The organism is Streptococcus sp. 343_SSPC (genome assembly GCF_001072385.1).
GTDB lineage: Bacteria > Bacillota > Bacilli > Lactobacillales > Streptococcaceae > Streptococcus.
Window position 1 is genome coordinate 70,552 of record NZ_JVKU01000019.1, and the last position, 13,651, is coordinate 84,202.

A 13,651-nucleotide genomic window follows, 5' to 3' on the forward strand; every position below is an offset into this window, starting at 1 on the left:
TCCTTCTCGCCTTTTCTTTCCCCTTGCTTTCTGATACAATAACACTATGCACTATACTATAACGATACCAAACGCCTTGCCCGCTATGACGGTCAAAGAGGCCCTTGAAGATTATTTTCTCATCCCACGAAAGATTCGTCATTTTTTGCGGACCAAAAAACATGTCCAAGTCAATGGGGAGACCGTCCACTGGCAATCGATGCTTCAGGCGGGTGACCAACTCACCCTCACCTTTGATCCAGAAGATTATGAAGAAAAGGAGCTCTTGGCAGGGGATGCTAGCCTAGTCGAAACCCTCTATGAAGATGAGCACCTCATCATTGTAAACAAGCCAGAAGGCATGAAAACACACGCCAATCAACCAGACGAAATCGCCCTTCTTAATCATGTCTCCACTTATGTCGGGAAGACCTGCTATGTCGTTCATCGCTTGGACAAGGAGACCAGTGGGGCTCTTGTCTTTGCCAAGAATCCTTTTGTTTTACCCGTCCTGAATCGACTGCTAGAAGAAAAGAAAATTCAACGAGACTATTGGGCCCTAATCCTAGGCACCTTACCCAAAAAGCAGCTGGTTTATAAGGACAAATTGGGCCGTGATCGCCACGATCGACGCAAGCGTATTGTCGACCCTCGTAAGGGTCTCTATGCAGAAACCCATGTGACCAGCTTAAAGACTTTCAAACGCACCAGCTTGGTCAACTGCCAACTCCAGACAGGTCGCACACACCAGATCCGCGTCCACCTCTCTCACCACGGCCATCCAATCGTTGGAGACCCGCTCTACAACCCCGAAAAAGCTCCTCGCCTCATGCTCCATGCCCACCGCTTGCGACTCACCCACCCCTTCACTTTAGAGAAAATTCAAGTTGAGGCACCTTCTCCAAGTTTTGAGAAAGGCTTAAAAGAGCAGACATCTCCATAGAGACAAATTCCTGATGTTTCTAATCTAGTGGACTAGAAGAAGCTTTCAGATTGAAGACAAAGTAATTTTAGAAACTTTCCTAAATGACTAAAAATAAAAGTCATTTTTTGAAAATCATCTAGCTGTTTTATGTAAAAAGAAAGTTTGTCTACATTTAAAAGAGAGTGGGACAGAAATCGGTCATTCGTTAGAATTCTATTTCGTCGTCCCACCTCCGCACAGCTTCAACAGTCTGGGAGACTGTTGAAGGTTGCAGATAAAGGAAACTTTGTTTCCCTCATTAGGTAATATTTGGAGCTTAAAAAGCGAACAAAGATACCAAGCAACCACTGCGTCTTGCTCGACAATCCAAATACAATTGAGAGGCCGGGACTTTTGTCCCAGCCTCTTTCTGTTATTTCTATATAGATCCTAATCCGTCGTTTCTTCACTTGCGACTGGACTGGCTTCTGTTTTTTCTGGCTCTGATGATGGGGTCTGAGCAGGATCTGAAGCTTCTTCCTTATTCAGGCTAGAATCGCTTGTGACAGGACTTTGAGGGGCTTGGTCTGCTTTGTCTGCTTGGTCTGCTTCCGCCACTGCTGTCGATGGCGCCGCTAGCAAATCATCTCGAAGGGCTTGGATCGCCTGTAACAAGGCTTTCTTGTCGCTCTTTGGATCAGCTAGTTGATCAAAGAGGGCTTCTAAGCGTTCAAACTGAGCATCACTGGCTCCTTTCTCAGCCAATTGTTGGTGGAGAGCGATCAATTGGTTATAAATCTCTTGATAGAGGGCTACGTCTCCAAGTTGAGGTTCTTCTGTTTTCTTTTGCTTTTGTTGTTCAATCGTTTCACCAACTTCACGCAAAAGAGTTTTCCCAGTTGTCAAAGCCGTGTCAGCATCTGGCTCTTGGCGCACCTGTTCCAAACGTTCTTCAAAGGCAGGACGTTTGCTTTCTTCTACTTGTGGCAAAAGAGAGGTGATTTGTTCTACAAGTGCTGTCAAGAGACTGGAGCGTTGACGAGACTCTGTCTTTTCATCCAAGTCACCATAAACCCCCTTGAGGAAGTCGTAAACAGCTAAGTTATAGGACGGAGCATCTGCTCCCTTTTGATCCAGAACTGTTTTTTCAATTGGATAGGTTGGAGCATTTTCTTGGGACACTAGTTGGTCAATGGCTTGCTTGGCTTGGTAGAGTTCCATGAAATGGGCTTTTGAGTCCCAAGCTTCTTCAAAGGCCTGAGCCCGGTAGAGTTTCAAAGCAAGGTCTGCTGCTGTCGCCCGCAATTCCGGTGTCAAGCGCGCATCACTTAAACTTTGGTAGAAATACTTGAGGTAGTCCACTGAAGTCACACCGGTCCGATCTTGCATCTCCTGAATGGCCTGCAACAATTTTCCTTCTTTCTCCAATCGTTGGCTATCCTTGGCCGTATAGGCTTCCTGCAACTGAGCAACGAGGCTTTCTTTCTTGAGTTGGAAGGCTTCGGTATCTAGCAAGCGAACCTGCTCCAACAATTCCTGGTAGCGACGGTCCAAGGCCGTTTCTTCTTTCGGTTTGACTTCCTGGGTCGCGTGGATATATTCCTTGTCAACTTGGTCAAGACTAGCCAAGTAGCCTGCTGTCGAATTGCTTGGGAAGTTTTTAACAGTTTCTAAGAATTGACCCAAGTTCAACTCAATCCGTCTTTGTTGCAGAGGATCGGATGCGTACAAAGTCCGACTTTCTGCCAGGAGTTGATTGACCTTGTCCTCTACAGCTTTCTGGTCCAAGTCACCTTTCTGGTAAGCTGATTGGATGGTCGGCAGACGGTGAGCCAGGTAGTCCGCCAAGCCTGCTGAGCGCACCTTGATATAGTGGTTATGGTCTCCATGCGGAATGACAAATTGACCATTCTCGATTTGCATCGTATATGGTGAAATACCAGAGCGAAGCGCTGTTGCATAAAGCTCGTTGATAAAGTCTAGCTCAGGATTTCCTGTTTCAAGTGGAATCCGGACATGCTCCTTCCGTACTGCATAAGGGTGGATATGGGTTGGATCGTATTCTTGGTCTGGATTGTTAAAGACAAAGAAACCATTGGAAATTTTGATAGCTTCCCGAGGGACGCCGTAGGTCTGGCTAATGTACTGGATTTTTTCTTCATCCGAAGCATCGCGCGAATAGGTCGCCACATCATCTGTCAGTGGTTGCCCCTTGTCCTCTTCCTTCTTACCAGCTAGCACTGCCTCTGCAGCAGCGATTTCTTGAGGTGAGAGATCCTTCTTGTAGAAGTAATGGGCATGGTCTCCGTGAGCGACCATATAACCCTCGTCATCCTTGCTGATGACATGGTCTGCATGGAATCCATGATCGTGCTCATGGGCCTGTTCGCCTTCATGATGATGATCATGATCGGCTTCATGGTCCTCATGGTCATGCTTGTGATGAGGATCTTCCTTCTCATGGTCGTGGTCCTGATTGACTGGTTTTGTGTCTGGGCTTGAAGGTTGAGTTGGACTCTCTTCTTTTGCGATACTTCCACCTTGTGTACGGGATAGTTGGAACTGTCGTGCCAACTCCCGCTCTAAAGGCGAAAGGAGACTATAAGGGATGAAATGGAAATGATTCCCATGAGGATAAACTACCCCTTGATCTGTCCATTTGGTAATCTTACTTGGATCAAAAACAGAACCATCCGACTCGACATGGCGCTCTGAAAGCGGAGTTTTTTGCAACTCTTCCAAAAGGCTCGGCAAGGTCCCCCCCTTATTAGTTGCTGTTGGATGAGGCACAGAAGCTGTAATCGTTGGAGTGACCGGGTCTGAGATTGGCTGATTCGGATTACCCGATGAAGCTAGCTGGCTAGAAGGTGGAGCAATAGGATTTACTTCATTTTTTCCTCCTCCATTTAAAACCGCTAAGGCAGCATATAATTCTCCAGCTGATAAGGCACTCTTCGGAATATAGTGGTAGTGTCCCCCATGAGGCACGATAAAGCCATCTCCTGTATCAGAAATCACATCCCCAGGATGGAAGACATAGCCGTCATCTGTCCGGTAGCCACCCTGGCTAGGTTTGACTCCTGCTGTTAGACTGGCTACTGTTTTCCCTTCTCGTAAAGCCTGACTTGGCTGACTAAAATCACGAGTTTGCCCAGCTTTTTGGACACTCTCTTTCGAAGCTGAAACCAGCTCTCCTTTTTTCTGTTGGGCAATTTCCTCCACCGAACGAACATTCAGTGTATGTTGCGGATCGGTTAGATAAAGGTAGTAGGTCCCATCCTTCTTGATAATATAGCCATCTCTCACCTGTGTGACAATGTCCGACTGCTGTAATTGGTAAGAAGGGTCCCGTAAAATCAACTCCTCACTAAAAATCGCATCGTAAGGGACCTTGCCATTGTAGTAATGGAAATGATCTCCATGGGAAGTCACAAAGCCCTCATCAGTAATCTTAACCACAATCTGCTCTGCCTGGGTCTTTTCCTTCGAGTTGACGGATTCAATGCTTTCTTCCTTCTTGTTTGAGCTGCTAGCTGACTTTTTCTTGTCTCCTTGTAAATACTGCACCTGATTCTGACTCTTTTTGTCTTCCTTGACCGGTGCTTGCTGACTTAAGGCATAGGCACATAAACCCAGACCTAATGTTGCTACTAATCCAATTGTTCCTTTTTTCTTCATTCTTTCTACTTACTCCTGTAATTCTTTCGCTAGGCTCGCCATATTTTCTTCTAGGTTATCCAAGAAATCTTTGTTATTTTCCGGATCTGCTTCGAGAGGATCCAAGACCTTCACCTTTGCCCCTGTCGCCTTGGCAATGCTATCAGCCACCTTGGACGAGGTATGCTTCTCAACAAAGATAGTCTGAACTTGATAGTCCTTGACAAACTGCTGAATCTCAGCCAATTGACGGGCTGTTGGTTCCTGCTCAGGCGAGATCCCTGCAATTCCTAATTGTTTCAAACCAAAGCGCTTGGCTAAATAAGAAAAGGCTGTATGCTGAGTCACAAAGGTTTTTTGTGTCGCTTTTTCAAAGAGAGGTTGGTATTTGTCCACCAAAGCCTCACAGCGTTTTGCAAGCTTTTGGGCATTGGCCTCATAATAACTTCTATTTTCTGGATCGATGTCCCCCAACTCTTGGGCGATGATCTTCCCTTCTTCGGCGATTTTCAGTGGATCCATCCAGGTATGGGGGTCATACAAGTGTTTTGCATCCTTCCCTTCCGTATCCTCAATTTCTTCTAAGCCAGCGACCTTATCCAATTCCATTCCTTTGCTGGCTTCGATGACCCGCAGTTTCGAGTCTTGCAAGCTAGGATCTAGACGTCCAGCCCAAGATTCTAGTGTTTGAGAATGGTAGACGAAGACATCCGCATCATAGATCTGGGCTGTCTCCTTGGCCGAAGGTTCGTAATCATGAATCCCAGCACCTGACTGAACCATCCATACTTCGTTTCGATCGCCTGAAATTTCCTTCACCAGGGAATAGACAGGATAAAAACTCGTCACAATTTTGAGCCCCTTTTTAGTAGAGCCAGCTTCCGAACTCCTCTGACTCCCACAAGCCACTAGCAACAAAAGGCAGATGAATCCTATTCCTAAGGCCCTTAGTTTCCTCCCAAACATGTATAAATCCTTTCTTTTTCTTAATCGGTTTATTAAATAGTTAATTAACTAGTTAATGATAACGTTAATTTTTTAGTTTGTCAAGAATTTTTTTGTATTTTTTATCACACAGAAAAAAGAGGCCCTTAAAGGCCTCTTTTGAATGTAGACAAACTATTTTTTTTAAAATATGATTTCTATTTTCTTAAGTCATTTAAGCAGCTATAAAACTTTCCGCTGTGAGAGAAGTGCTTGAAACCTAAAGTTTCAAGCACTCGGGAGTTTTGAAACTTTAGGTTCAAAACTAATTGAACACGGGCTGCGGATTGTGTCAAAAAGATAAGTTCTCCTAGAATCGAAAGATTCTGCGTCAAACTTCCTATTTTGACTTTATCCGCAGACGCCCTTTGTATCTTAATAAGTCATGGAACTTCATAGAAGTTCGATGACGTCCGCCCTCACCTAAGGAAAGTTTTTAAGAATGCTTTATCTCTATTCTAAAGAGGCCCCTAAGGGCCTCTTTAATACTCTCGATTAGTTAGATCAAGCCTTGCGCTTATTTTTTCTTCTTTTTAAGGAGATAAGCTGCACCGCTTGCGACTACAAAGGCTAATACCAAGCTAATCAAGGAGATAGTGGTACCAGTGCTTGGCAAGATACCAACCTTCTTACCTGGTTTCTTAGGTTCTGGTGTCACTGGCTCTGTTGGTTCATGTTTATTGGTCAGAACAACATTACCTTGACCATCCTCTGTTTTCGTTACTTGGTAACCGGTTGGAACATCGACTTCTTCCACCGTATAGGTGACAGCTTTGCCCTTGACATTCTTGTCTAGATCCGCAAAGGTATGAGTCCACTTGTTCTCAGCTGACAATTCAATGACTTTACCAGATTTCTTACCATCCGCATATAGCTGCACCTTCACACTCTTCGGACGAAGGCCATCTTTGTCCTCTTGGTCATCCCACTGTTTGGTTACAGAGAGGGTGGTCTTACCTGGAGTGTGCGTATTGGTAATAGTATAGCTTTCTTGGTCAATGCTTGGTGAATAGTTATTAACCTCTTCTTCTTGAAGGGTGTAGACGATTTCCTTGCCATCCTTAAACTTAGGAAGGCCAGTAAAGGTTTCTTTCCAATCGGTCTCGCTTGTAATATCTTTGCGAGCCACTTCTCCACCATTGGCTAGAAGTTTCACAGTGATCTTAGTAGGACGAAGACCATCTTGGTTGTCATTGTCCACCCAGATCTTAGTAACTGGAATATCCACCGTACTTGGAGTGTGCGTATTGGTCAAGACGATATCGCCCTTCTCCTTGCTCTCTTCTGTTACGGCGTAACCTTCTGGGACATCCACTTCTTTCACAGAATAATGAATCTCTTGTCCGTTTGCTTTTTCAGCAAGTTTCTCAAAGGTATGAGTCCACTTGTTCTCAGCTGACAAGACAACTTCCTTACCTAGCTTTTGATCATCCGCATACAATTGGACGCGAATTTCTTTTGGACGAAGGCCATCTTGGTTATGAGCGTCATCCCATTTCTTAGTGACCTTAACATGAGTGACAGCTGGTTCATGCTTATTGGTCAAGACAGGATGAGCTGGATCCTTGTCATCAATTGAAAGGGTGTAGCCTTCTGGGACATTCTCTTCTTTCACAGTGTAGTGAATGGCCTTGCCGGCTGCTTTTTCATCAAGGTTTTCAAACGTTCCTTGCCACTGATTCGCTTCTGACAATTCAAGGGTCTGGTCTGTAGCAACCCCATCTTTATAGAGTTTGACTGTAATCGTCGCTGGGCGAAGACCATCTTGGTTATTGGCATCGTCCCATTTCTTGGTTACTTGAACTTTCGTCTTAGAAGGAGTGTGGGTATTCGTAATCACTACCTGACCTGGATTGGTCGTTTCTACCGTTTGAGTATAGCCTTCTGGAACTTCTGTTTCTTTCACGGTATACTGAATAGCTTGACCAGCTTTTTTCTCATCCAAATCAGAGAAGGTGTAGGTCCAGTCGTTGTCTGCAGAAAGTTCTACCTCTTTACCTGATTTTTGGTCATTCGCATAGAGTTGAACCTTGATGCTCTTCGGACGAAGGCCATCTTGGTTTTCTGCATCAGCCCACTTCTTGGTCACTGTTACACTTGTCTTACCTGGTTTGTAGGTGTTGGTGATGGTTGATCCTTCGATAGCAGTTGAGTAGTTTGCAACTGTATCTTCTGTTACCGTATAGACTAGTTTTTGACCATTCTTGTAGACTGGTAGGTCTGTGAAGCTATGGCTCCATGTATCTCCCTCACCAGACAGAGTAGCCGTCTGTACTTCCTCTCCGTTGGCTAGGAGATGGACCGTGATGGTTGATGGACGGAGACCGTCTTGGTTTTGAGCATCGTCCCAAACTTTTTTCACGCTTACTTCTGTAGTTTCAGGAGTACGCTTGTTTGTAATGGTTGCTTTTCCATCGACGAACTGAGCTTCTTGACTATCAGCTGTATAATGAGTCGGTACCTTGACTTCTTTTACAGTATAGGTAATCACATTACCATCATTGTCTTTGTCTGGAAGAGCGGTGAAGGTTACTTTCCAGTCATTGCCTGCTGAAAGAGCTACTGGTTTGCCTTCTGCTGTTCCATTCTTGTACAATTGGAATTCAATCTTTTCTGGACGAAGACCTTCGACGTTGTCTTGGTCATCCCAGACTTTGGAAGCTTCCAGATCGATATAATGGATATCTTTCTCATTGGCGATCACTTTTGGTGAAGCTTTTGAACCAGTCGCTTCTCCATCAATCGTGACATGATAGAGCTGCTGATCTGCATCGTAAGTGACAACGACTGCATGCTCTGTCTCATCCAATTTGTAATTGTTTGGAGCTTTCGTCTCTTTAAGTGTGTAAGTTCCTTCTGTTAGGGTGGTGAAAGCAAGGTCGCCATCCTTATCAGAAACTTGAGTCGCAAGGACAGTACCTGTCGCATCTGACAAGGCGAACTCCGCACCAGCTAAGCCTTTACTAGTTTCATCCTTGTCTACTTTCTTCACATGGAAGCTCGCCGCAAAGATTTGAGACGTTACGGTGTTGGATTCGCGGTTTCCTTCATGTCCTTTAGCTCTATAACCGAATTGGTTATGGGCTTGAACAACACCTGAACGGCCACCATTGTCCTTGTTATCTTCGGTACGTTCTAGCATCAACTGCTTGACTTGATCAGTCAATTCGCTTGGATTGACCACTGGCACCGCAACATCTACTTGGCTACGTGCACCGATAGTGGTTCCCTCATTGGCTACGACCTTAATTCCTGTTACTTTACTATAGTCTGTGACATCTGTTGACCAAATATCTTTATCGACAGCTTGAGCCATGGTCTTAGCTGTGACTGTGGCATCTGTTGTGTAGTATACTGTCCAACCTTCTGGAGCAGTCACTGGTCCACGAAGACTAACTGTGTATTCTGTCTTACGGGCTGAAGCATCCAGAGTATTGACGTCCCCAACTTTAGGAAGAACATCATAGATAACTGTATTTTCAACAGGGTTATCTGTGTTGTTTTTAATCGTTAACTTGTAATTAAAGGTTTCCCCTGGTTTAAAGGTTCGAGTTACTGTTGAAGCATCAGACAAGTCATCGTTCTTGGCGATGAACTTACGAGAATAAACCCCTTCAGCTGCGACAATGGTATAGTTGGATTCCGCATGAGGGATTTTGTCCGTTGTTGAACCGTTGTTATTTAAATCATAGCTATCAACTGCGACTCTATTCGGATTAGCAATTTCTAAATCCCAGAGTCCTTCCCCTGCCAGATAGATATGGTTGGTAAAGGTTCCGCCATCGGCCTTTCCTTTCAGCTTGGTATAAATAAACGGCAAACGAACTTGACCACCCGTTTCTAGGGAGCGTTTGATAAATTCCTTTTGATCCAAGTGAATAATCAAGGCAGAACGTCCAGAGTTGTGGTAGTTTTCAATGACCTCATAGGATTTGTACCAAGGGGCATAAAGACTAGTGTTATTCTTATCAAAATATTGATCTAGGTATTTGAAGTCAATATCCAAGGTATTTGGATCAAAGAGATCAATGACCCGCAAATCCTTGTAGTCCTTACCTGGATCCAAGCGAACATTATTAGCAGATAGGGCAAAACGAATGGTTTTTCCATCTGTGAATTGGACATTGTTGTAATCAGTATTCTTGGTCAGATTAACATTTTCTGTCAATGGAAGAAGTTTGAACTGCCATTTAGCAGATTGGTCTCTGTCTGCCCCTGACTGGGTTTTATAGGTGATCCGCCCCGTATTTTCATAGGCATTCTTGGACTCATTATTCTGATCGATATGGGTCTTTTCTGGATCCTTGAAAGCAGTATAGGTAGAAATATGAATCCCTTGACCAGATGGAAGTTCGAAGTCATCTTTCATCTCCAGTCTCCAGCCGACAACCGTTCCATATTTGGTCAAATCAATGCTTCCAAATCCATCCTTGTCTACCTCTGGTTGGATTTCTTTAGTTGATCCATCTTCCATTTTTAGGATGATGCGTTTCACGTATTGATTGATCAGAGGGCCATTTCCATAGATTCCAATCAACATACGACCATATTCAATTTTGGTAAACTTCAAGCGAGAGTCTACTTGCTCATCATAAAAGACAATGTTTTTCTGAGCAAATGGTGTGATATTTTGGAATTTCAAGAGCCACTTGTAGTTGGCTGCCTTGTAGTCTGTCGAATCGTAGACATTTCCTTCTGCTTGTTTAGCAAAAGCTCCTTTACCTTCCAAGTCACGCGAAGTGAGTCGGAAGATGAGAGAATCTTCAGCCGTTACATCCGGCTCTCCCTCACCACGTTCCGCAGGAATCCCCACGACAGACGCAGTATTGGTCAAATCTTTCACTAAGACATCTTCTAAGGTTTGGTCTTTTTCCATGACCAAATCAGGGAATTTCAAGTATAAAAAACTCTTGTCTTGGATTTTTTGCATCAAATCTGAGTGGTAACTTTGAACATTTTTATTTTCATCAGCTACAAAAGTTTTTGAAACCGTACCATCCCCATTATCGACCCAGCCTTCTGATTTTTCTGTATCTAGAACCGCTGTGCGAGTTTTTCCATCTTTGTCCGTATAGGTTGGCAGCTTATCTGTGATTGTTGCAGATTCCAACTGACGATAGCTACCATTGTACTGTCCACGCATCCCATCTAACAAGAAGGCAAACGGAACCGAAGTAGCTTTTTCGATGTACTTTTTGCCATCTGCTCCAGTTACAATCCCTGGAGAGGCTTCCGCATAGTCTCTGGACATGGTCGCATCATAGTTCTGATTGACAAACTTGGTCAAGGTATAGTCCTTGTATTGAGGTTTCCAAGTGATACTATTGATAGCAGTCTCAGCACCGTTAATATTGAGCGTCCCTGTAATATCCATCGAGTAGTTGGTAGGAGGGAATCCTAACTTAAACTTGGCGATGAATGGTAGGGTCAAGACTTCCGATTTTTGGTAGCCAGTAAAATGTAGGCTGACATGGTAGTCATCTCCCACCTTTGTCACTGTTGGTGCGTCATGTTGCGAGCTACTATTGAACTCGGGAACATTAACCTCATCCAGGTATTTCCCTGGAAGCACTAGATTTACAACCACGTCATCCAGATCTGTTGTCAAATTCTTAGGGGTAATCTGAATGTAGCCAGACATGGTATCAGATGTGTTATAGGCCATGCCACCTGGATGTTCTTGCTTATCTCCATACAAGAGGCTAACATCTAAGGCACCATTATCTCCGACTGCTAGCTCTTGCGCCAAGGCTGTTACAGCACCTTGACCCAATTGACCCAGCATCATCAAAATGGTGAAGAGGGCAAACCCTTTTTTCAAAAAGGTTTTCCATAAGGACGGTCTCTTTTTCATTCTTTCATCTCCTTTTTATCATTTTGAACCGCAAAAGTTCCTCACTCCATTTTTATCATATATGAGCCAATTTAGCCAACGATTATATAAAAAATGTCGCTAAATGAACAAATGAACCGTCTAATGTTTTTGTTTTTTTAAGTTTTCTTGATTTCTGCATCAACTAGCCAATTTAGGTTAAGTCCTTCCAAGATATGATTGCAAAGATCTATTATATGGCTCCAGCCCTTGTTTTCATAGCTTTTTTATACCCTTCTCAGTTACCTTTAAATAGTTGCATAGATATCTCTAGGGTGTTTTTAAGTTTTTTTGGACAAAAACTCCTTGCCTAACGACTACTCCTCCTATCATCAAAGGGATGCAAAAAACCAGCCCTCTTGCAGAGCTGGTTGTCTTTCTATTCTAGAAATGTCATTAGGCAATGATGCTGAAAAATATGTATGTTATTTATAGCGCGGTGTCGCAAATCCGCGGATATTGCCATGTCCGATACGGTATACATTGCGTTTGACAGTTCCAACGGCACCGGAATTTCCTTCGATTGTATGAATCAGTCCATTTTCGACGCGTTCCACAATTCCAATATGATCCGCAAATCCATCATTTTGCTGATAGTCTTGGTCCCAGTTAAAGGTAATGATATCCCCTGACTTCGGTGTAGAGGCTCCATCTTCATTCCAAATACCGAGACGTTTAAAAATTTGGATATGGCGCTCTACGCCACACTCCCGACCAATCAAATGACTAAGACCTTCGCGTTGGAAAACTGTTGTTACAAACACATCGCACCAATCATCTGTATTCTTGACTGCATAACCGACTGGCAATGGATTAACGCTATTGTAATCCTTGACCAATTGATGATGGGCTGCACTTCCGCTACGAACACCGACAAGACTTGCTGCAGCTCGTAAAACACGATCTCGTTGACCATTAGAAACATGAGGATTGTATGCTGCTTGATCAACTATCTCACGAGGTGAAAGAGCTGTTTGCCCCAGGTTAAAGCCTTCAACGCCACCGTCCACATAGTCCACATAGACGTGCGTTGTATAGTTCCCTTTCTGGTACTGGTGATTTGCTGCAGAGACTTGCACTTCTGTATGCGTACCAGAAGGTGCTGTAGAATACCAGTAGAGGTTTTCTTGATGAGCTTGAGACCAGGCAGCAACACGGATATTCTTGATCTGACGTCCCTGAGGTGCTTGGTCCACTGTTACCGTATAGGTTCCCGCACCAGAATTAACATTCTTGATCCCTGTTTGGGTCCTGGTCGTCAGATTTCTAAATTCCACTTCTGTGGTTGTTGTTCCAGCCCCTACACGCGAACCATCATTTTGGATGTAATAAAGATGAACATGGTATTTGCCAGTAGAGTTCTTGTGATCGCTAGCCTTGACAGAAACCTTGTAGTCTCCGTTCGCTTGACGAGTCGCTTCATACCAACGGATATCATCTTGACCATCCTTATCAGACCAAGTTGGAACTTGAACAGTCCGTACGCCTTTAGGGCTGTAGACATCCTTAATGATGACGTCAAAAGTTCCCGTATCCTTGTTATTGTTTTGGATTACAATCGTACCAGAACGACGGGCTTGACGTACTTCTGCTGTAGTTTCTGTAATATAGTTTCGTTGGTTGTCATTGTCCACATAGTAGACATGGACATTGTATTTGCCATCATCATTTTTATGATCTGAAGCTTTGATGGTAGCTCGGTAACTGCCGTCACTTTGACGAATCGCTTTGTGCCAAACAAGATCATCTTGCCAGTTCTTATCTGACCAGGTCGGAATCAAAACTTCTTTCAGTCCATTTGGTGCAACAACATTACGAATTACTGCATTAAAGGTGCCTGTCTCAGAATTATTGTTCTCTATCGTTACAGTTCCACTTGGTTTTACATGACGCACTTCTGTAGTAGTTTCTGTGATATAGCTCCGTTGGTTATTTTGATCTACATAGTAGACATGAACATTGTATTTGCCATCATCATTTTTATGATCTGAAGCTTTGATGGTAGCACGGTAGCTGCCGTCACTTTGACGAATCGCTTTGTGCCAAACAAGATCATCTTGCCAGTTCTTGTCTGACCAAGTTGGGATCAAGACTTCTTTCAATCCATTTGGAGCTACTACATTGCGAATAACTGCATCAAATGTGCCCGTCTCGACATTATTATTTTCAATTGTTAGCGTGCCACTTGGTTTTACGTGGTGTACTTCTGTAGTGGTTTCTGTGATGTAGTTTCGTTTGTCAGCTTGATCTACATA

Annotated in this window: 4 protein-coding genes and 1 pseudogene; 1 reads left to right on the forward strand and 4 read right to left on the reverse strand. The window is 43.9% G+C overall.

The genetic code is table 11. The features are described 5' to 3' along the window. Positions 1–46 precede the first annotated feature (46 nt). The gene (locus ADH27_RS06405; RefSeq protein WP_048716706.1) at positions 47–922 is read left to right on the forward strand and encodes an RluA family pseudouridine synthase; all 876 of its coding nucleotides are present in this window, start codon (positions 47–49) and stop codon (positions 920–922) included. A 585-nt stretch (positions 923–1,507) separates the two neighbouring features. Here the strand turns inward: ADH27_RS06405 and ADH27_RS06410 are convergent. From ADH27_RS06410 to ADH27_RS06425, 4 genes and pseudogenes are all read right to left on the reverse strand, one after another. Next, a pseudogene (locus ADH27_RS06410) lies at positions 1,508–4,561 on the reverse strand (pneumococcal-type histidine triad protein); the annotation flags it as partial. A gap of 9 nt (positions 4,562–4,570) precedes the next feature. After that, the gene (locus tag ADH27_RS06415; RefSeq protein ID WP_048716709.1) at positions 4,571–5,506 is read right to left on the reverse strand and encodes a metal ABC transporter solute-binding protein, Zn/Mn family; all 936 of its coding nucleotides are present in this window, start codon (positions 5,504–5,506) and stop codon (positions 4,571–4,573) included. A 535-nt stretch (positions 5,507–6,041) separates the two neighbouring features. Next, positions 6,042–11,378, reverse strand: a complete 5,337-nt coding sequence (locus ADH27_RS06420) for a Cna B-type domain-containing protein (RefSeq protein ID WP_048716711.1) — start codon at positions 11,376–11,378, stop codon at positions 6,042–6,044. A gap of 443 nt (positions 11,379–11,821) precedes the next feature. Beyond that, positions 11,822–13,651, reverse strand: a 1,830-nt coding sequence (locus ADH27_RS06425) for a GBS Bsp-like repeat-containing protein (protein ID WP_048716714.1), incomplete at its 5' end; no start/stop codon positions are given.

What these genes read in the sequence shown, in the direction of transcription:
- ADH27_RS06415 (WP_048716709.1), bottom strand. Translation starts at nt 5,506, where the DNA reads ATGTTTGGGAGGAAACTAAGGGCCTTAGGAATAGGATTCATCTGCCTT.
- ADH27_RS06405 (WP_048716706.1), top strand. Translation starts at nt 47, where the DNA reads ATGCACTATACTATAACGATACCAAACGCCTTGCCCGCTATGACGGTC.
- ADH27_RS06420 (WP_048716711.1), bottom strand. Translation starts at nt 11,378, where the DNA reads ATGAAAAAGAGACCGTCCTTATGGAAAACCTTTTTGAAAAAAGGGTTT.